At 67.1% G+C, this 19,333-nt stretch carries 18 protein-coding genes and 1 pseudogene; 14 read left to right on the top strand and 5 right to left on the bottom strand.

From position 1 onward, the window contains the following. The first annotated feature begins 188 nt into the window (after window positions 1-188). Genes BST12_RS10590 through BST12_RS10580 form a run of 3 tightly spaced genes read left to right on the top strand, consistent with a single transcriptional unit; the run spans window position 189 to window position 2,995 of the window. A complete protein-coding gene (locus tag BST12_RS10590; RefSeq protein ID WP_139801600.1) occupies window positions 189-935 on the top strand; it encodes a class I SAM-dependent methyltransferase in 747 nt (248 codons plus the stop codon). A gap of 58 nt (window positions 936-993) precedes the next feature. Further along, a complete protein-coding gene (locus BST12_RS10585; RefSeq protein ID WP_083113074.1) occupies window positions 994-2,352 on the top strand; it encodes an amino acid permease in 1,359 nt (452 codons plus the stop codon). Next, complete coding sequence (locus tag BST12_RS10580; protein ID WP_083113072.1) at window positions 2,324-2,995, top strand: hypothetical protein; 672 nt, start codon at window positions 2,324-2,326, stop codon at window positions 2,993-2,995. Before BST12_RS10585 ends, BST12_RS10580 begins: the two co-directional genes overlap by 29 nt. Window positions 2,996-3,751: 756 nt before the next feature. On the opposite strand, the pseudogene BST12_RS33345 reads toward BST12_RS10580, so the two are convergent. Beyond that, window positions 3,752-4,207: pseudogene (locus tag BST12_RS33345) on the bottom strand (hypothetical protein); the annotation flags it as partial. Between the two features lie 200 nt (window positions 4,208-4,407). Here BST12_RS33345 and hemL point away from each other — a divergent pair. The 7 genes from hemL to BST12_RS10540 are packed head-to-tail and all read left to right on the top strand — an operon-like array spanning window position 4,408 to window position 11,701. Further along, window positions 4,408-5,781 carry a glutamate-1-semialdehyde 2,1-aminomutase gene (hemL, locus tag BST12_RS10570; protein ID WP_083113070.1) on the top strand — a complete coding sequence of 458 codons (1,374 nt, stop codon included), beginning with the start codon at window positions 4,408-4,410 and terminating at the stop codon, window positions 5,779-5,781. Continuing rightward, a complete protein-coding gene (locus BST12_RS10565) occupies window positions 5,781-6,389 on the top strand; it encodes a histidine phosphatase family protein (RefSeq protein ID WP_083113069.1) in 609 nt (202 codons plus the stop codon). Before hemL ends, BST12_RS10565 begins: the two co-directional genes overlap by 1 nt. A 29-nt stretch (window positions 6,390-6,418) precedes the next feature. Next, window positions 6,419-7,060 (top strand): TlpA disulfide reductase family protein, encoded by a 642-nt coding sequence (locus tag BST12_RS10560; RefSeq protein WP_170062097.1) that lies wholly within the window; start codon window positions 6,419-6,421, stop codon window positions 7,058-7,060. Continuing rightward, the gene (locus BST12_RS10555; protein ID WP_083113066.1) at window positions 7,057-7,836 is read left to right on the top strand and encodes a cytochrome c biogenesis CcdA family protein; all 780 of its coding nucleotides are present in this window, start codon (window positions 7,057-7,059) and stop codon (window positions 7,834-7,836) included. The genes BST12_RS10560 and BST12_RS10555 overlap by 4 nt, the downstream gene beginning before the upstream one ends. Continuing rightward, window positions 7,836-9,452 (top strand): cytochrome c biogenesis protein ResB, encoded by a 1,617-nt coding sequence (gene resB / locus BST12_RS10550; protein WP_211281248.1) that lies wholly within the window; start codon window positions 7,836-7,838, stop codon window positions 9,450-9,452. The genes BST12_RS10555 and resB overlap by 1 nt, the downstream gene beginning before the upstream one ends. Next, window positions 9,449-10,426 carry a c-type cytochrome biogenesis protein CcsB gene (gene ccsB / locus BST12_RS10545; RefSeq protein WP_083113064.1) on the top strand — a complete coding sequence of 326 codons (978 nt, stop codon included), beginning with the start codon at window positions 9,449-9,451 and terminating at the stop codon, window positions 10,424-10,426. Before resB ends, ccsB begins: the two co-directional genes overlap by 4 nt. Before the next feature lie 48 nt (window positions 10,427-10,474). Further along, a complete protein-coding gene (locus tag BST12_RS10540; RefSeq protein WP_083113062.1) occupies window positions 10,475-11,701 on the top strand; it encodes a MinD/ParA family ATP-binding protein in 1,227 nt (408 codons plus the stop codon). 16 nt (window positions 11,702-11,717) lie between these two features. Here the strand turns inward: BST12_RS10540 and BST12_RS30765 are convergent, their stop codons facing one another. Next, window positions 11,718-11,876, bottom strand: a complete 159-nt coding sequence (locus tag BST12_RS30765; RefSeq protein ID WP_139801599.1) for a hypothetical protein — start codon at window positions 11,874-11,876, stop codon at window positions 11,718-11,720. A gap of 46 nt (window positions 11,877-11,922) precedes the next feature. Between BST12_RS30765 and BST12_RS10535 the strand changes: the two genes are divergently transcribed. Then, window positions 11,923-12,252, top strand: coding sequence for a DUF4229 domain-containing protein (locus BST12_RS10535; RefSeq protein ID WP_083113061.1), 330 nt, complete (start codon window positions 11,923-11,925; stop codon window positions 12,250-12,252). Here BST12_RS10535 and BST12_RS10530 read toward each other — a convergent pair. Next, window positions 12,249-13,256, bottom strand: a complete 1,008-nt coding sequence (locus tag BST12_RS10530; RefSeq protein WP_083113059.1) for a beta-ketoacyl-ACP synthase III — start codon at window positions 13,254-13,256, stop codon at window positions 12,249-12,251. The genes BST12_RS10535 and BST12_RS10530 overlap by 4 nt on opposite strands. Before the next feature lie 48 nt (window positions 13,257-13,304). Next, on the bottom strand, window positions 13,305-14,189 hold the full coding sequence (locus BST12_RS10525; protein WP_083113057.1) for a 1,4-dihydroxy-2-naphthoate polyprenyltransferase: 885 nt from the start codon (window positions 14,187-14,189) through the stop codon (window positions 13,305-13,307). Between the two features lie 31 nt (window positions 14,190-14,220). Here BST12_RS10525 and BST12_RS10520 point away from each other — a divergent pair, with 31 nt between their 5' ends. After that, window positions 14,221-15,000, top strand: coding sequence for an S-methyl-5'-thioadenosine phosphorylase (locus BST12_RS10520; protein WP_211281255.1), 780 nt, complete (start codon window positions 14,221-14,223; stop codon window positions 14,998-15,000). Further along, window positions 14,997-16,028 carry an NAD-dependent epimerase/dehydratase family protein gene (locus BST12_RS10515; RefSeq protein ID WP_083113054.1) on the top strand — a complete coding sequence of 344 codons (1,032 nt, stop codon included), beginning with the start codon at window positions 14,997-14,999 and terminating at the stop codon, window positions 16,026-16,028. Before BST12_RS10520 ends, BST12_RS10515 begins: the two co-directional genes overlap by 4 nt. 14 nt (window positions 16,029-16,042) lie before the next feature. Here BST12_RS10515 and BST12_RS10510 read toward each other — a convergent pair whose 3' ends face one another. Next, window positions 16,043-17,671, bottom strand: a complete 1,629-nt coding sequence (locus BST12_RS10510) for a DUF7937 domain-containing protein (RefSeq protein WP_139801611.1) — start codon at window positions 17,669-17,671, stop codon at window positions 16,043-16,045. Window positions 17,672-18,021: 350 nt separating this feature from the next. Between BST12_RS10510 and BST12_RS10505 the strand changes: the two genes are divergently transcribed. Beyond that, the coding region (locus BST12_RS10505; protein WP_083113052.1) for a DUF7159 family protein at window positions 18,022-19,333 on the top strand (1,312 nt) is incomplete at its 3' end.

Below are 19,333 nucleotides of genomic sequence, written 5' to 3'. Positions count from 1 at the left end.
TGCCGCGCCGATGGGTGTTTGACGCCCCTGCCACGCCGTATCGCAAGGGAGTCGTGATGACGGCGTGATGCGGACCAGTTTCCGAATACCTGCGTTTAGTAGACGCTTGTGTTCCTTGCGTGGCCGAGTTAGGCTCGTTTCTTAGTGAACAAATGCGTCTATTACCAAAGCAAGGGAGCGGGACGATCATGACTATCGACGCGAGTGTGAATGGTTTCGAGCCGTTGTACGGCGACGCGACGGCCGCCGACGGGCTAATCCCGTGGGACATCGGCGGGCCGCAGCCGGCCGTGCAGCAACTGGTGGCCTACGGCGCGATCCGCGGCGAGGTGCTCGACCCCGGGACGGGCCCGGGCTACCACGCGATTCACTATGCGGCACAAGGATATTCGGCCACCGGCATCGACGGGTCGCCCTCGGCGATCGAGCGGGCCAAGCGCAATGCCGAGCGGGCCGGTGTCCAGGTCGACTTTCAGGTGGCCGACGCGACCACGCTGGACGGGTTCGAAGGTCGCTTCGACACCGTCGTGGACAGCGCGTTCTATCACGTGTTCCTGGACGACGAGCCCATCCAGACGCGATATGCGCGGGCGCTGCACCGCGCCACCAAGCCCGGCGCGCGGCTGTACATGTTCGAGTTCGGCCGGCACAACGTCAACGGCATCCAGTGGCCGGGTATCCCGGCCGACAACTTCGAGCGGGTGCTCGGGGGAAGCGGCTGGCGGGTGGACTTCCTGGGCAAAACCACCTATCTAGCCCGCTTCCTGCCGGAGACGTTAGAAGCCATGAACAAGGTGGTCGTCGCCGGCGACCAGAACGAGGTGTCGACGCGGATGCAGCCGATGTTCGAGCAGCTGGAGACCATCGGCCCGCTGCTGCAAGACCATCGGGTCCATCTGCCGGTGTGGGCCGTGGTAGCCAGCCGTCTGGACTGACGGCGTGGCGGGGCGCCCCCAGTGGTGCCCCGCCCGCGGATGTGCTCTCGTTAGCGGCATGAGCGGCACTACGCAGCTGCGCCAAGGACTGTCCCAACGGCAGCTGAACATGATCGCCATTGGCGGGGTGATCGGTGCCGGACTGTTCGTCGGGTCCGGAGTGGTGATTCACAAGGCCGGGCCCGCAGCGTTTCTCACCTATGCGCTCTGCGGACTGCTGATCATCCTGGTGATGCGGATGCTCGGGGAAATGGCCGCGGCCAACCCCTCGACCGGATCGTTCGCCGACTATGCGGCCCAGGCCCTCGGCGGGTGGGCGGGGTTCTCGGTCGGCTGGCTGTATTGGTACTTCTGGGTGATCGTGGTGGGCTTCGAGGCCGTCGCCGGCGGCAAGGTCCTCAACTACTGGTTTCCCGCGCCGCTGTGGCTGTTGTCGCTGTGCTTGATGCTGCTGATGACCGGGACCAACCTGTTCTCGGTGTCCTCGTTCGGCGAATTCGAATTCTGGTTCGCCGGAATCAAAGTCGCGGCCATCGTGGTCTTTCTTGGCGTGGGTGGGCTTTTCGTGTTCGGTGTGCTGCCGGGCCGCCACCTGGATTTCAGCAACCTGCATGCCCACGGCGGGTTCTTTCCGAACGGCGTGGCAGCCGTCTTCGCCGCCATCGTGGTGGTGATCTTCTCAATGGTGGGCGCCGAAGTCGTCACCATCGCCGCCGCCGAGAGCCGTGATCCCGAAGGTGCCATCAAGCGGGCGACGCGGTCGGTGGTCGCGCGGATCGTGATCTTCTTCGTCGGTTCGGTGTTTCTGCTTGCGGTGATCATGCCGTGGGACTCGGTGGAACTCGGCGCGTCACCGTACGTCGCCGCACTCAAGCGGATGGGTCTTGCCGGCGCGGACCAGATCATGAATGCGGTGGTGCTCACCGCGGTGCTGTCCTGTTTGAACTCGGGCCTCTATACCGCCTCACGGATGCTGTTCGTGCTGGCGGCCCGGCGGGAGGCGCCGACCAAACTGGTCGAACTGAGCCGGCGTGGCGTGCCGTGGCTGGCCATCCTGTCGTCGTCGGCGATCGGCTTCGGTTGCGTCCTAATGTCCTGGCTGGCCCCCAAAACCGTGTTCCTCTTTCTGCTCAATTCCTCGGGTGCGGTGGTGCTGTTCGTCTACCTGCTGATCGCGCTGTCGCAGATCGTGCTGCGCCGCCGCACTCCCGCCCAGCAGCTGCGGATAAAGATGTGGTTCTTCCCGGTGCTGTCGATCCTGACCGTGGCCGGAATCATTGCCGTGCTGGTGCAAATGGCCTTCGACCAGTCGGCCCACACCCAGCTGTGGCTCAGCCTGTTGTCCTGGGCGGTGGTGGTCGTGCTGTACTTCGCAACCACGCGGTGGCGTGAACGCAATACCGCAGCGAAGCAATAGCGCCTTCCAGCAAACCCAGCCGCTGCAGATCGGCCACATATTTGTCGATCAACGCCCCCGGGAGCTTCGGTACGTCGTTGCTGTCGCCGATTTGCGCGGATTGCACCGCCTTTCGATCGACCTGACCAACGCCGTCAGCGCCGGGTTCACCGCCGCCTCGATATCACACGCGCCCCCTGGCGCGCTGCACCGTCGTAGGTCGGGCACTGGCCGTACGATCAGTTCAATGTCAATTCCGTCTGAGTTGGTATCTGTCGATCTGACCACCGATGAGCGTAGTTTCATCCAGCATGCGCTGAACCAGTGGCAGTTTTCGGCGACTGGCACACCGTTCCCGATCCGCGTGCTGGGGTTGTCGACATGGGAAGAATTCGACGATCTCACTGGTCGCCTCTCTCATGCAGTCATTGATGGCCAGTCACTGACAAGTTTGGATTGGGCTCGGGTGCTGTATCTGACGGAATGTTCTTGGGCCAGCGAGATGGTGGGCGCGGGTCTGGACTTTGCCACTGTCAGCGGGTTCTCCGACACGGAGGCGGTGAGCTTGCTGCGCGGCCTGCAGCGCAAAATCGGTCGCATCACCACGGCTGATTTGTTGTTTCCTGGGAGCAGCCGGCGCTCAAACCCCGCTGACGGACGCTAGCGTTCTACTCGAAGTCGCGGGCGTTTTCCCACGGGTCGTCTTCTCCCAGAATCGGGAAGTGATGGGGAATGCTATGCGGAGGGTGAACGAAATGGGGGCCGACGGGCATGATGGGCCCGCCGCCGATCCTGGGTCCCGCACCGACTTCAGGCGGCAGCTGCGGTTTGGGTGCCGGCGCCTCAATCAGGGGCGCTGGTGCTGGCCGCGGTGCGGCGGGCCCGGGCGAGCCGGCTGCAGGCGGCGCCATTTCGCCGGGACTAAGCGGCGGAAAACGTCCAGATACAGGGGGAGCAAGTGGCTCAATTGCCCTGGTGTTCTGTTCAAAGTACTCAAGGGGGGTCCGCCACGGAGTGGTCGCAGTCGGCTTGGGTTCGAAGGCTGTTCCATAGTCGCCGTCCTGCGGATTGATGAAGATGATCGTTCCATCACTCTTCAGCAGTGCTAATCCGCCGGACTTGATGCTGGAACCGATTCGAGTATTCGGGTCTTTCATGGCGTCGTAAATCGACCTAGCCAGGTCTGCAGGGGTTTTTCCTGGGAAATGCTTTAACGCGTGACCGTTGGCGATTTCAGTTGCTACTTACGCCATTTGCGCGTCCGTCCAGCCTGCAAACGGATTGCCTGGCGCGCCTGGGGGTGGGGCTGGGTCTTGTTTGAAGGCGTGCTGGTCGACGGCCTGGATGTGTGTTTTGTTATGGGGCGTTTCAGTAAACGTGGTTTCGTCGATTCCGGCTGTTGCATTTGTGATTTTGGTGGCTACCTCGTCGTCTGCCTCGATGAGTTGTGTTGCCCGCCGGTGGATGTCGGCGGCGAACGCTTGGGCCTGGGCTTGGCGAGAAGCCTGTTCGGCGGCGCTGCGACTGGTTCGGGAGTCGATGACCGAAAAGTCTTCTCCGACAGCAAAACCCGCTGACTGTGCATCCTCGATCGCATACAGGACCCTGCGTTGGGCCGCGCCGATAGTTCCGGCGCCGGCACGGGCTATCTTGCTCGCTTGGCGGAGTTGGTCGGCTTTGGCGATAACGAGCGCAAGGTCGACACTGGTTCGCACGCGCAGCGCCTCACCGCCAGCGCCTTCCCACACCAGGGTGATTGGTTGCGCACTTGTAGGAAGATGTCTTCCCACTGATCAGCGGTCTTCGTCCAGTAGGTAGCCGCCTCGACCAGATGCTCGGTGCTCCATGCTCTGACTTGGGGCAGCGTCGGCACCATCAAACCAACTTCGGTCGCACAGCTGTCATCTCCGCTGCTGCGGTCGCTTCGCTACGGACATATCCCGCGGCGCTGGCCTCTAGCGCCACGCTCGTTGCTAGCATGCGGGCGGTCAACGCGGCCAGCCATTGCGGCAGTTGTATGCCCAACTCTTACACCCTGTAGTTGAAGAGGCCGCAGCGGCTGGGACACTGGTCGGCATGGGTAGTACTGACCAGGCGGGCGCCGTGCGGGTCTCGGCGAAGCTGTTCGAGGACGCCTGCACGGTCATCCCCGGCGGGGTGAACTCCCCGGTGCGGGCATTCGCCGCGGTGGGCGGCACCCCGCGCTTCATCACCGAAGCCAACGGGTGCCGGCTCACCGATGCCGACGGCAACCGCTACGTGGACCTGGTCTGCTCCTGGGGGCCGATGATCCTGGGCCACGCGCATCCGGCCGTCGTCGATGCCGTCGCCAAGGCTGCCGCCAGCGGTCTGTCGTTCGGGGCGCCGACTCCGGCCGAGACCGAACTGGCCGCCGAGATCATCGGCCGGGTGGCACCCGTCGAGCGGATCCGGCTGGTGAACTCCGGCACCGAGGCCACCATGAGCGCGATACGGCTGGCCCGCGGGTTCACCGGCCGGCCCAAGATCGTCAAGTTCTCCGGCTGCTACCACGGGCATGTGGATGCGTTGCTCGCCGACGCCGGTTCGGGCGTGGCTACGCTGGGTTTATGTGACGACCCGCTGCGCCCGGCTTCGCCGCGCTTGCGATCGTCACAGGGCTTGCCGTCCTCGCCCGGCGTCACCGGCGCCGTCGCCGCCGACACAATCGTGTTGCCCTACAACGACATTGACGCGGTACGTCTGACTTTCGACACGTTCGGCGAGCAGATCGCCGCGGTGATCACCGAGGCCAGCCCCGGCAATATGGGCGTCGTCCCGCCCGCACCCGGCTACAACGCCGCGCTGCGCGCCATCACCGCCGAGCACGGCGCGCTGCTGATCCTCGACGAGGTGATGACGGGCTTTCGGGTCAGCCGGAGTGGTTGGTACGGAATCGATCCCGTCGCCGCGGATCTGTTCACCTTCGGCAAGGTGATGAGCGGTGGACTGCCGGCGGCCGCATTCGGCGGTCGGGCCGAGGTGATGGAACGGCTGGCGCCGCTGGGGCCGGTGTATCAAGCCGGCACGCTGTCGGGCAATCCGGTGGCCATGGCCGCCGGGCTGGCGACACTGCGCGCCGCCGACGACGCGGTGTATTCGGCTTTGGACGCCAACGCCGACCGGCTGGCCACACTGTTCGCCGAGGCGCTCACGAGTGCCGGTGTACCGCACCAGATTCCGCGTGCCGGCAACATGCTCAGCGTCTTCTTCGCCGAAGCCCCGGTCACCGATTTCGCGGCTGCGCGCGCCAGCGAAACCTGGCGTTATCCACCGTTCTTTCATGCGCTGCTGGATGCGGGTGTGTACCCGCCGTGCAGCGCCTACGAAGCATGGTTCGTCTCGGCGGCGCTGGACGACAGCGCGTTCGAGCGGATCGCAGCCGCGCTACCAGCAGCGGCCGCAGCCGCAGCCCGGGAGGAAAAACCCTGATGGCCGAAGAAACCCGCGTCCACGTGGTGCGCCACGGCGAGGTGCACAACCCCACCGGCATCCTGTACGGGCGGCTGTCGGGGTTCCGCTTGTCGGATGCCGGTCAGGCACAGGCCGCCGCCGTCGGCGACTTTCTGGCCGACCGCGACATCGTCGCCGTCATCGCCTCGCCCCTGCAGCGGGCACAGGAGACCGCGGCGCCCATCGCCGCCCGGCACGACCTGCCGGTGGACACCGACCCGTATCTGATCGAATCGGCCAACTTCTTCGAAGGCCGGCGCGTCAGCCCCGGCGACGGCGCCTGGCGCGACCCGCGGGTCTGGTGGCAGCTGCGCAACCCGTTCACCCCGTCCTGGGGCGAGCCCTACAGCCAGATCGCCGAGCGGATGGTGACCGCGGTGGAAAAGGCGCGGGCCCGGGCCGCCGGCCACGAGGTGGTGTGCGTCAGCCACCAGCTGCCGGTGTGGACGCTGCGGCTGCACCTGACCGGCAAGCGGCTCTGGCACGACCCGCGCCGGCGTGAATGCGGCCTGGCTTCGGTGACCTCGTTGGTGTACGACGGCGACCGCCTGGTCGACGTCATCTATTCGCAACCGAGCGGCGCTTGAGTGCGCCGGCGACGATGCAAAGCGTAGCGATGAGAAGGAGCGGTGCCATTGCCATCTGGCGGTGGCTGTCAATCGCCGGGGTGCTGCTGGCCGGTTTGCTCACGGCCTGCTCGGGGCGCGACGCCGTGGCCCAGGGCGGCACCTTCGAGTTCGTCTCGCCCGGCGGCAAGACCGACATCTTCTACGATCCACCGGCCAGCCGCGGCCATCCCGGCCCGCTCTCGGGGCCGAGTCTGACCGACCCGGCCCGCACGGTCTCGCTAGACGACTTTGCCGGCCGGGTTGTCGTCATCAACGTGTGGGGTCAGTGGTGCGGGCCTTGCCGCGCCGAAATCACCCAGCTGCAGCGGGTGTATGACGCCACCCGCGATTCCGGGGTCTCATTTCTGGGAATCGACGTCCGCGACAACAGCCGAGAGGCGGCCCAGGACTTCGTCAACGACCGCCATGTCACGTTCCCGTCGATCTATGACCCGGCCATGCGCACACTGATCGCGTTCGGCGGCAAGTATCCGACCACCGTCATTCCGTCCACCCTGGTGCTCGACCGCCAGCACCGGGTCGCGGCGGTATTTCTGCGTGAATTGCTGGCCGAGGATCTGCAGCCGGTTGTGCAGCGGGTGGCCGCAGAGGGTTCCGGCGCGGCACCGACGCCGCCGGGACGGCAATGACGGGCTTCGCCCAGATCGCAGCCGCGGGACCATTGCTGGCGGCGATCGGGGTGTGCCTGCTGGCAGGGGTGGTGTCATTCGCCTCGCCCTGTGTGGTGCCGCTGGTGCCGGGCTACCTGTCGTATCTGGCTGCGATAGTGGGCGTTGACGAGGGTGCTCAGCCGGGCGCCGTGAAAGCCCCGCCGGCCGCGCGATGGCGGGTCGCCGGGTCGGCCGTGCTGTTCGTGGCCGGGTTCACCGCGGTGTTCGTCCTGGGCACCGTGGTCGTGCTGGGCATGACCACGACCTTGATCACCAACCAGGTGCTGTTGCAGCGGATCGGGGGAGTGCTGACCATCGCCATGGGCCTGGTGTTCGTCGGCCTCGTTCCGGCTCTGCAGCGTCAGGTCCGGTTCAGCCCACAGCAGTTGACGACGGTCGCCGGGGCGCCGTTGCTGGGTGCGGTGTTCGCGCTGGGCTGGACGCCGTGTTTGGGGCCGACGCTGACCGGAGTGATCACGGTGGCCTCGGCCACCGAGGGCGCCAACGTGGCACGCGGAATCGTGTTGGTGGTCGCCTACTGCCTGGGGCTGGGGATCCCGTTCATCGCGCTGGCGTTCGGTTCGGCGGGTGCGGTGACGGGTCTGGCCTGGTTGCGACGGCATACCCGGGCGATCCAGGTCTTCGGCGGCGCGCTTCTGATCGTCGTCGGCGTGGCGCTGGTCACCGGGGTGTGGAATGACTTCGTCTCCTGGCTGCGCGACGCGTTCGTCTCCGACGTGAGGCTGCCCATCTGATGCTGCGTCTGCTCGCGCAAAAGGCGCGCAATACCTGGCGGTCGCTGACGTCGATGGGCACCGCGCTGGTGCTGTTGTTCCTGTTGGCGCTCGGCGCGATACCCGGCGCACTGCTGCCGCAGCGCAGCCTCAACGCCGGCAAGGTCGACGAATACCTGAAGGCCCATCCCACGATCGGCCCCTGGCTCAACGAGCTACAGGCCTTCGACGTGTTCTCCAGCTTCTGGTTCACCGCCATCTACGTGCTGCTGTTCGTATCGCTGGTCGGGTGCCTGACCCCGCGGATGATCGAGCACGCCCGCAGTCTGCGGGCCAAGCCGGTGGCTGCCCCGCGCAATCTGGCCCGGCTGCCCAAGCACACCAGCACGCAGCTGTCCGCCGAGTCGGCCGAGCTCAACGCGGTGGCCAACAAGATCGCCGGACGGTTGCGCGGCTGGCGCACCGCCATCCGGCACCAAGGCGAAACCGTCGAAGTCGCCGCGGAAAAGGGCTACCTGCGCGAATTCGGCAATATCGTGTTCCACTTCTCGCTGCTGGGACTGCTGGTCGCGGTGGCCGCCGGCAAGCTGTTCGGCTACGAGGGCAACGTGATCGTGATCGCCGACGGCGGCCCCGGATTCTGCTCGGCCTCACCGGCCGCGTTCGACTCGTTCCGTGCCGGAAACACCGTCGACGGCACCTCCTTGCACCCAATCTGCATCAAGGTCAACGACTTTCAAGCGCACTACCTGGCCTCTGGGCAGGCCACGTCGTTCGCCGCCGATATCGACTACCAGGCCGGTAAAGACCTCGCCGCCAACACCTGGCGGCCCTACCGGCTGGAGGTCAACCACCCGCTGCGGATCGGCGGCGACCGGGTGTACCTGCAGGGGCACGGCTACGCGCCCACGTTCACGGTGACCTTCCCCGACGGACAGACCCGCACCTCGACCGTGCAGTGGCGACCCGACAATCCGCAGACCCTGCTCTCCTCGGGCGTGATGCGCATCGACCCGCCGGCCGGCAGCTATCCCAGCGCCGAGGAGCGTCGCAAACACCAGATCGCGATCCAGGGCCTGCTGGCCCCGACCGAGCAGCTCGACGGCACCCTGCTGTCGTCGCGCTTCCCGGCGCTGGACGCGCCGGCGGTGGCCGTCGACATCTACCGCGGCGACACCGGTCTGGACACCGGGCGGCCGCAGTCGTTGTTCACCCTGGACCACCGGCTCATCGAGCAGGGGCGGCTGACCAAGGAGAAGCGGGTCAACCTGCGCGTGGGTGAGCAGGTGCGGATCGACCAGGGGCCGGGGGCCGGCACCGTCATTCGCTTCGATGGCGCCGTGCCCTTCGTCAACCTGCAGGTCTCCCACGACCCCGGCCAAATCTGGGTGCTGGTCTTCGCCATCACCATGATGGCCGGACTGCTGGTATCGCTGCTGGTGCGCCGCCGCCGGGTATGGGTTCGGCTGGCGCCCCTGCCGCAAGCTCCAGGTACGGTAAGCGTCGAGCTGGGCGGCCTGGCGCGCACCGACAACTCCGGATGGGGCGACGAGTTCGAGCGGCTGACCGAGCGACTATTGGCCGGGCTTGCCGAAGCAACACAGGCGCCGAGAAGGAGCCCACAGGACGTCAGATGAACACCACACAGATCAATATCGGCCTCGCCCGATACTCCGACTGGGCCTTCACCTCGGCCGTGGTCGCGCTGGTCGTCGCGCTACTGCTGCTGGCCTTCGAGCTGGCCTACGTGCGCAGCCGCCAGGTCACCGAGCGCGAACTGGTAGCGGCCGGCTCGGTGAGCACCGACAGCTCCACGCCCGGGATCGTCGTGGACGACCCGCGGCGGCCGTTCGACGAACGCGTCGGGCGGGCCGGGCTGGCGGTGCTCTACCTGGGTATCGGCCTGCTGCTGGCCTGCATCGTGCTGCGCGGGCTGGCCACCATGCGGGTGCCGTGGGGCAACATGTACGAATTCATCAATTTGACCTGCATGTCCGGGCTAATCGCCGGAGCGGTCGTATTGCGCCGCCCGCAGTACCGTCCGCTGTGGGTCTTCCTGCTGCTGCCGGTGCTGATCCTGCTCACGGTGTCCGGGCGCTGGCTGTACGCCAATGCCGCGCCGGTGATGCCGGCCCTGCAGTCCTACTGGCTGCCCATCCACGTGTCGGTGGTCAGCCTGGGGTCGGGGGTTTTCCTGGTCGCCGGCATTTCCAGCATTCTGTTCCTGCTGCGCACCTCCCGGCTGGGTGAACCAGGCGCGGAGGGCACGCTGGCGCGGATGGTGCAGCGCTTCCCCGACGCCCAAACGTTGGACCGGATCGCCTACCGAACCACCATCTTCGCCTTCCCGGTGTTCGGGTTCGGGGTGATTTTCGGTGCCATCTGGGCCGAGGAGGCCTGGGGACGGTACTGGGGCTGGGACCCCAAAGAGACGGTTTCATTTGTTGCGTGGGTGGTATACGCGGCCTACCTACATGCGCGGTCAACGGCAGGTTGGCGGGACAGGAAGGCGGCCTGGATCAACGTGGCCGGCTTCGTGGCAATGGTCTTCAATCTGTTCTTCGTTAACCTGGTGACCGTGGGCCTGCACTCCTACGCGGGCGTGGGCTGAACGAAAGCTCAAGAATCCGACAGCTATTTCCGACAGGGGGAAAGTCGCGTGTCAGAGCATCCAACAGCGGGCGTGGGGGCGCCTCATCAGGGTGAACCGCCCACCGAAGCCAGCGCGGAGGCACCGACGCACGCCTTCGCCGGCTTCCGTACCGAGCGGCGGACGGCCGAGGCGGCCCCGACGGCCGAGTTAGCGCAGTGGGACCCGGCGCCGGACACCGGACCGTTGACCGGCATCCCGCGAGTCGACCCGACGGTCTACGGCGCCTACTACGCCGACGACAGACCGGCCGAGCGGCCGCAATACCGTCCCGAGCCGTTGCCGCACACGCCGTACCCGGAGCTGTCCAGCACGATGCTGCTGCGCCCGGTCAAACCGCCGCCGTCGGAAGGCTGGCGCCGGTTGCTGTACGTCGCGTCCGGTCAGCTGATCAATGTGGGGGAGGGTCCGCGCGCCACCCGCTACAACAACCTGGTCGCGCAGGTGAACCGGCCGCTGCGGGGTTGCTACCGGATCGCGCTGCTGTCACTGAAGGGCGGTGTGGGCAAGACGACCATCACCGCGACGCTGGGGTCCACTTTCGCCTCGGTGCGCGGCGACCGGGTGATCGCCGTCGACGCCAATCCCGACCGCGGCACGCTGAGCCAGAAGGTGCCGCTGGAGACGCCGGCGACGGTGCGCCACCTGCTGCGCGACGCCGAGAGCATCGAACGCTACAGCGACGTCCGCGGCTACACCTCGCAGGGCCTCAGCGGGATGGAAGTGCTGGCCTCCGACAGTGACCCGGCCGTCTCGGACGAATTCAGCGCCGACGACTACACCCGCACCCTGGACATCCTGGAGAAGTACTACGGCCTGGTGCTCACCGACTGCGGCACCGGGATGCTGCATTCGGCGATGTCGGCGATATTGGCCAAGTCCGACGTGCTGATCGTAGTCAGCTCCGGATCCATCGACGGCGCCGTCAGCGCGTCGGCGACATTGGACTGGCTGGAGGCACATGGCCACGAAGAGCTGGTACGCAACTCGATCGCGGTGATCAACGGCGTGCGGCCACGCTCCGGCAAGGTCGACATGAGCAAGGTGGTCGATCACTTCTCCCGGCGTTGCCGCGGAGTACTCCTGGTGCCGTTCGACCCGCATCTGGAAGAAGGTGCGGAGATCTCGCTGGACCGGCTGAAGCGCGAGACCCGCGAAGCGCTCACCGAGTTGGCGGCGATGGTGGCCGACGGCTTTCCCGGGGACCAGCGGCGGTCCAATCCGAACTTCGTGTAGCGATTCAGGCAGGATTTTACCGGGGGCTATCGCCGTGACCCAGTCGACGCAGGAAGTCTGGATCGTCGTCGGGTCCGATAACGCGCGTTTTCGGCCGGCTCGTTTGAGCCCGCGCCGCGCGCCAGCCAATGTAGATCAGCGTCCCCAGAACAAGGACGACGAGCAGGTAGAGCACTCGACACCTCCTTTGAGTGAATATACCCGCGCCGTAGGCTCAGCCTGTGTCAGAAGCGCCTAGCGACAAGACCACTGGGACCCGCGGCCTGGTGGACGTGCTGCTCTACGCGGTGGCCCGGCTGCTGTTGGTGGCCGTGCTCACCGCAGTCATCTATGGGGTGGCCCGCCTGGTCGGTGTGACCGAATTCCCGCTCGTGGTGGCGCTGCTTTTTGCTTTGATCATCGCGATGCCATTGGGCATCTGGGTGTTCACCCCGCTGCGCCGGCGCGCCACCGCGGCGCTGGCCGTCGCCGGTGAGCGCCGGCGCCGCGAACGTGACCAGCTGCGGGCACGCCTGCAAGGCGAGCCCGGCCCGGGCCCGGACGAGACTTAGCCCGGCGGCATCCGCACGACCTGCGCGGCATAGGTCAGGCCGGCGCCGTAGCCGATCAGCAGCGCCAGGTCGCCGGCCTTGGCCGCGCCGGTCGCCAGCAGCTCGTCCATCGCCAGCGGGATGGACGCCGCCGACGTGTTGCCGGTGTGCTCGATGTCGTTGGCGATGATGGCGTCCGGCCGCAGCTGAAGGTTCTTAGTCAACAGTTCGTTGATGCGGCTGTTGGCCTGATGGGGAATGAATACGTCGATGTCGTCGGGCTGGACGCCGGCCGCGTCCATGGCCTGCTGCCCGACCTTGCCCATCTCGAATGCCGCCCAGCGGAAGACGGCGGTGCCTTCCATCCGCAGGAACGGGCGGGGGCCGTCCGGGTTTTCGGCGTGGGTGATCCAGTCGATGTCCTGGCGGATGGCGGTGGCCTGTTCGCCGTCGCTGCCCCACACCGCCGGTCCAATGCCCTGAACCGGTGTTTCTCCGACCACGACCGCGGCCGCGCCGTCGGCGAAGATGAAGCAGTTGCTGCGGTCGTACATGTCGACCGTGGGGGACAGCTTCTCAGTGCCGATCACCAGTATGGTGCGGGCGCTGCCGCCGCGGATCATGTCGGCGGCGACCCCCACCGCATACCCGAAGCCCGCGCATCCCGCGGAGATGTCGAAGGCGGGCACGCCCTGAGTCCCCAGCCCCGCGGCGACGATCGGGGCGCAGGCCGGGGTCTGCAGGAAATGGGTGCTGGTGGCGACGATGACACCGTCGATATCGGATGCCTCGAGTGCGGCGCGGGCGATTGCTTGGCGGCTCGCCTCGATCGCCATGGAAGCCGCCGATTCCTCGTCGGCGGCGAACCGGCGCGTCTTGATCCCGGTCCGGCTGTAGATCCATTCATCCGACGAATCGATCTTCTCGCAGATCTCGTCGTTGGTGACCACGCGTTCGGGGCGGTAGGCCCCGACGCTGAGCAGTCCAACGCTCTTGGCCCCACTGGTCGTGGCGATCTTGGTCATACCCGTCCTATCTGTTCACGTCGAGTGTGCACCCACAGCGACGACACGTCACGCGGCCAACGCTCGGGCCAGCGTCAGTGCTGCAGCCACCGCGATAGACCACACCGCCATCGTCAGTCCGGTATCACGTAACACCGGGATCAGCTCCGGCCCGCCCCGGCCGGCCCGGACGGGTTCCGCGGCGCGCAGCGCCAACGGTGTGGCTAGCAACCCCACGGCGCACCACGGCGTTGCCAACATCAGCACGATAGTCAAAATCCCCGCGCTGGCCAGTAGCAGCTGATAGAGCACCCGGGTGCGCCCGTCGCCCAAACGCACCGCGAGCGTGATCTTGCCGGATTGCGAGTCGGTCGGGATGTCGCGCAGGTTGTTGGCCACCAATACCGAAGCCGACAGCGCGCCGGTCGCGACCGCGAGGACCAGCCCCACCCAGTCCACCCGCAACGCCTGGGTGAACTGGGTACCGAGCACCGCGATCAGGCCGAAGAAGACGAACACGGCGACCTCGCCGAAGCCCGCGTACCCGTAGGGTTTCCTCCCGCCGGTGTACAGCCAGGCTCCGATGACACAGAGGACGCCGACCGCGATCAGCCACGGCGCACTTACCAATGCCAGCACCAGCCCGGCTAGCGACCCGAGGAACAGGCTCACCAGGGCCGCAGTCAGCACAGCCCGCGGGGTCGCCACCCGCGAGCCCACCAACCGCATCGGACCGGCCCGGTCGTCATCGGTGCCGCGGATGCCGTCGGAGTAATCGTTGGCGTAGTTGACGCCCACGATCATCCCGACCGCGACAACCAGCGCCAGCAGCGCTTTCCACCACACGGCCGTGTGCAGCCAGGCCGCCGCACCGGTGCCCGCGATGACGGGTGCCACCGCGTTCGGCAGCGTTCGTGGACGGGCACCTGCGATCCACTGCGCGAAACTGGCCACCAACGCATCCTGCCCTATGCACAACAATGGGCTGATGATCGGAGTGATCGGCGGCAGCGGCTTCTATACGTTCCTCGGCTCCGACGAACGGACCGTCAATCCGGACACCCCCTACGGCGAGCCGAGCGCCCCGATCACCATCGGCTTCATGGATCGGCACGAGGTCGCGTTCCTGCCCCGGCACGGGACAAACCACCGTTACTCCGGACATACAGTGCCGTATCGGGCCAACATGTGGGCGCTGCGCGCGCTGGGGGTTCGGCGGGTGTTCGCGCCGTGCGCGGTCGGCAGCCTGAACCCCGGCCTGGGACCGGGCACCATTGTGGTGCCCGACCAGCTGGTCGACCGAACCCAGGGCCGGGCCGACACCTATTTCGACACCGGCGGGGTGCACGCCAGCTTTGCCGATCCATACTGCCCGACACTGCGTACCGCGGTCACCGACCTGCCCGACGTGGTCGACGGAGGCACCATGGTAGTGATTCAGGGTCCGCGGTTTTCCACCCGCGCCGAAAGCCAGTGGTACGCCGGCGCCGGGTTCAGCCTGGTCAACATGACCGGGTACCCGGAGGCCATACTCGCGCGCGAACTCGAATTGTGCTATGCCACAATAGCTTTGGTGACAGACGTGGACGCTGGAGTAGCCGCGGGGGAGGGCGTGAAGGCCGCGGACGTGTACGCCGGATTCGGGGAGAACATCGAGTTGCTCAAGCAAGTGGTGCGGGCGGCGATCGGCCGGGTCGCCGATGACCGCACCTGTACTCATTGCCGGCACCACGCCGGTGTCCCGCTGCCCTTCGAGCTGCCGTGAAGGTGCTGCTGACCGGCGCGGCCGGCTTCATCGGGTCGCGGGTGGCCGCGGCGCTGCGGGCCGAGGGGCATGAGGTGGTCGGTGTCGACGTGTTGCTGCCCGCCGCACACGGCCCAAACCCGTTGTTGCCCAATGGGTGTCGCCGCATCGACGTCCGCGACGCCGACGCCCTGGCCCCGCTGCTGGCCGGTGTCGACGTGGTGTGTCATCAGGCCGCGATGGTAGGGGCCGGGGTAGATGCCGCCGACGCTCCGCAGTACGGCGGCCACAACGACTTCGCCACGACGGTGTTGCTGGCGCAGATGTTCGCCGCCGGGGTTCGCCGGCTGGTGCTGGCGTCATCGATGGTGGTGTACGGACAGGGCCACTACGCCTGCTTCGAACACGGATTGGTCGACCCGCTGCCGCGGCGGCGCGGGGATCTCGACGCCGGGATCTTCGAGCACCGCTGTCCGGCGTGCTCGGAGCCGGTCACCTGGCGGCTGGTCGACGAGGATGCCGCGCTACGGCCGCGAAGCCTCTATGCCGCCAGCAAGACGGCGCAGGAGCATTACGCGCTGGCGTGGTCCGAGGCGACGGGCGGCTCGGTGGTCGCGCTGCGCTACCACAACGTCTACGGTCCCGGCATGCCGCGCGACACACCGTACTCCGGAGTGGCGGCCATCTTCCGTTCGTCCCTCGAAAAGGGTGAGCCGCCAAAGGTTTTCGAAGACGGCGCGCAGATGCGTGACTTCGTCCACGTCGACGATGTCGCGGCCGCCAACCTGGCCGCCATGACAACGGATCGAGAGGGCTTCACCGCGGCCAACGTCTGCTCTGGGTGCCCGATTTCTATTCTGCAAGTAGCCAGCGCGCTATGCGATGCCCGCGGCGACTCACTGACACCGGTGATCACCGGTCAGTACCGCAGCGGCGACGTGCGCCACATCGTCGCCGATCCGGCGCGCGCCGCCCAGGTGCTCGGGTTCCGTGCGGCCGTCGAACCGCTGCACGGTCTGCGCGAATTCGCATTCGCGCCGTTGCGCTAGCCGTCGTTACGGCGTTATGAAGGGCGCCGGAAGATCTTCGGCCGGGACGGGGGCGCGGATTCCCCGGGCCGGAAGATGCGCGGTGACGGGGCCGGCCTGGACAGGTCGGTGGTGGGCGCATCGTCGTCGTCGACGGCGGTGGCCGTCATCGCGGGTACGGGCGCGCCGAACTTGGTCGTCTGCGCCTCGGACGGAACCGCCGCGCCGGAACGGATTTGGCTTTGGCCGCCAACCGGCGCAGGGCGCCCCGGCCGGGGCCGGCGCGGGTGCCGCGGCCCCTGCGCGCGCCGAGGCCGGCGGATCCGTCCGGCGACGATGACCGCTGCCACGACGCACAGTGCCAAACCGCACAGCACCACGTCGAAGGTGCTGGTGATCTGTTGGGCGAGATTGTTTCCGTAGACCGGGTTGCCGGATCCGCCTGGATTGTCCTGGAAGCGCGGAGCCAGCATCACCCCGAGGATGACCCGGCAGATGGTAAGGCTGAACAACAGTCCGCACAGCAGCGAGACGAGTCGGGCCCGCAGCGCCTCATTGGTCAGGTTGAAGTAGAGCCACAGCGCCAAAGCCGCGGTGGCCACATCGAACGCGGCCAAAGTCATGCTGTCGTAGCGCGAGAACGGGTAATCCAGCACCACCGCGACCAGCAGATCGGTGATCCGCATCAGCACCGAGCTGAACGCCCATATGACGATGAGCAGCAATCCCTTTCGAATCGCCGTGCGCCAAACGTCTTTGTCGAAGCGGGTGTTCGCGGAGCTGAACAGGGTCAGCGGCGCGAACAGCGCCGCGCCGGCCGCCCACGCCAGATAACCCTCGTATCCGACACCGGCCGTCGAGGTGTTCTGCGCGATGCCGTGGAAGGCGTCGACCTCGCGGCCGATCGGCAGCAGCCACACAATGACCCCGGCAACCAGGGTCGAGGCGCCGAGAGCCAACGCCGCGAGGCGGGAAGGCTTGTCGCCGCGCATAATCCAGCGCGAAGCCACCAGGACCGCGGCCAGTGCCACCGCCCCGTACACCACCGCGGTCACCAGGACCGCGATGTTCTGTTTGCCGAAGGCAACCGAATTGTCGGAACCCTGCAGAGCGAACCGCACCCGCCAGCACAGGTTGAAACCAGAGCTGAGCGCCGCACCGAACATCGACGCGTAGCCGATCAGCCGGGCGCTTCGCAGCCGGCGGTGGGTGTAATCGTCGTCGTCGGCGATCGGCGCGGCGAACACCGGTTGCGCACTCAACAGCGACCCGGCCACACCCAGCCACGCCCCCGGCCCCACGCCACCGGGCACATGGACAGTGCCACCGGACCGGATCGTTTGGAACGCGTCGTAACCGATGAACGCCCAGATCAGCAACTGATACGGAATGTTGAGCCACAGCCGCAGCCGTCCGGCCGATGCCGGATTGGCGCGCAGCCGCGTCACGACCAACGCTGCCAGCGACAGCAGCGTGACCACCAGCAGCACCACCCAAATCACCACGCTGCTGCCGGGTATGCGCAAACCGAAGTACAGGTTCCACGGGAACGCCAACGCCAGCACCAGCAGCACGCCGGCGGTGGCGTCGCGAATGCTGTTCTGCTTGCGGATCGGTTCAGGTATCGGACCCGCGGGTGCCTGCCGCGCCTGCGCGCCCGCGATGGGGCCGGTAGGCGTTTCGTCGCTGCTCAGGCTCACGGTGTCCCCCAGGATTCAAGGTCGGGTACTGCTGGCGCAGATTCGGTCTTGCGGCGAGGGAACCCCCTGCCGGGGCCGTTGCGTTGTTCGGTTGCGAACATATTCTCCATTCGGACGACGCGACAGTGGCTGTGAGCAGGTTATGAACACGCGGTGACTGTTTCCGCTGGTTGGGAATCCAGTTACGCTGCGCTCATAGGGGAACTCATAGGGGAACATGGTCGCCCGAATGACGAATATTGCCGACGGTATCGAAGTCTAGTGATGCCGGGACATTGCTGGTTGCGGGGTGGCCAGCCGAAGGAGAGCCGTTAATGGACGTCGTGTTGGGGGTGGCGGTCACGGGTCAGGTCGCGCGCCTGGCCCTGCTCGAGCCGGCTGCTCGCGGTGAGGGCGTCATCGACCAGTACTCGGTCGATGTTGGTGACAATCCGGTCGCTGTGCTGACCGAAACCGTGGTGGGCACGCACCGGCTGCTGGCCGATGACCACCACCGGCTCGTCGCCATCCGGCTGTGCTGGTCGGATCAGGATCAGGCCTACCGGCTGCAGCAGGCGCTCACCGATGCCGGTGTCCTCAACGTCGAGGTGCTGTCCGAATCGCAGGCCGCGACGGCATTGCTGGGCGCCGGGCGTTCGGGCGCTGCGGTGCTGCTGGTCGGGGACGAGACGGCGAGCCTGTCGATGCTGGGTTCCGATGACGCGCCGCCCACCCTGCTGGCGGCAGCGCCTACCGCGGACGCCGAGGCCACCGGCATGTTCGACACGATGGTCGCCCGGCTCGGCGACCAGGCGGGTGCCTCGGGCGACGTCTTCGTGCTGGGCACCGATTCCGACCAGACCACAGCCATAGCCGACCAGGTTCGGGCCGCCTCCACGATGAGCGTGCAGGTCCCCGACGACCCCACCTTCGCACTGGCCCAAGGCGCGGCGATGGCCGGCGCGGCGAGCGCGACGATGGCTGCGCCGGCGTTGTCGCCCGATGCGACCATGGCGGCGCCGGCCGTAGCGGCCGACGCGACGATGGTCGCGCCCTATGCCTCGGCCGGCGATGCCGGCCAACCCGGCGCCGAGGATGACCAGCTGGCGTACTCGCAGTCCGGCGAGCACGACATCCTTCCCGTCGATATGGACGGCTACGACGAATATGGCGAAGGCTACGACGACGAGTTCGAGCCGGAGGAGGATCGGCCGGAGCGGCTGAATCGACGGGCGTTGTTGATTGGCAACGCTGTCGTGGCGTTCGCGGTCATCGGGTTCGCTTCGCTGGCGGTCGCGGTGGCGGTCGCGGTGCGGCCGACCGCGGCGTCGCAGCCGGTGGAGGGACATCAGAACGCCCAGCCGGGCAAGTTCATGCCGCTGTTGCCGACTCAGCAGCAGGCGCCGGTGCCGCCGCCGCCGATCGACATGCCCACCGCCGGTTTCCAGGGCGGCACCATTCCGCCGGTGGAGGCCGCCGTGCCGCGACAAGTACCTGCGCAGGTGCCCGTTGCGCCGGCGCCGGTACCCGGTGTGGTGCCCGCGCCGGTGCCGATCCCGGTCCCGATCATCATTCCGTATCCGGGCTGGCAGCCGGGCATGCCGACGTACCCGACCTGGTCACCGCCCACCACGCCCCCGACGACAC

This window comes from Mycobacterium angelicum (genome assembly GCF_002086155.1).
GTDB lineage: Bacteria > Actinomycetota > Actinomycetes > Mycobacteriales > Mycobacteriaceae > Mycobacterium > Mycobacterium angelicum.
This window is presented reverse-complemented; position numbering and strand designations above follow the sequence as displayed.

What these genes read in the sequence shown, in the direction of transcription:
- resB (WP_211281248.1), top strand. Translation starts at nt 7,836, where the DNA reads ATGCTGCGTCTGCTCGCGCAAAAGGCGCGCAATACCTGGCGGTCGCTG.
- BST12_RS10565 (WP_083113069.1), top strand. Translation starts at nt 5,781, where the DNA reads ATGGCCGAAGAAACCCGCGTCCACGTGGTGCGCCACGGCGAGGTGCAC.
- BST12_RS10530 (WP_083113059.1), bottom strand. Translation starts at nt 13,256, where the DNA reads ATGACCAAGATCGCCACGACCAGTGGGGCCAAGAGCGTTGGACTGCTC.
- BST12_RS10560 (WP_170062097.1), top strand. Translation starts at nt 6,419, where the DNA reads ATGAGAAGGAGCGGTGCCATTGCCATCTGGCGGTGGCTGTCAATCGCC.
- BST12_RS10585 (WP_083113074.1), top strand. Translation starts at nt 994, where the DNA reads ATGAGCGGCACTACGCAGCTGCGCCAAGGACTGTCCCAACGGCAGCTG.
- hemL (WP_083113070.1), top strand. Translation starts at nt 4,408, where the DNA reads ATGGGTAGTACTGACCAGGCGGGCGCCGTGCGGGTCTCGGCGAAGCTG.
- BST12_RS10590 (WP_139801600.1), top strand. Translation starts at nt 189, where the DNA reads ATGACTATCGACGCGAGTGTGAATGGTTTCGAGCCGTTGTACGGCGAC.
- BST12_RS10555 (WP_083113066.1), top strand. Translation starts at nt 7,057, where the DNA reads ATGACGGGCTTCGCCCAGATCGCAGCCGCGGGACCATTGCTGGCGGCG.
- ccsB (WP_083113064.1), top strand. Translation starts at nt 9,449, where the DNA reads ATGAACACCACACAGATCAATATCGGCCTCGCCCGATACTCCGACTGG.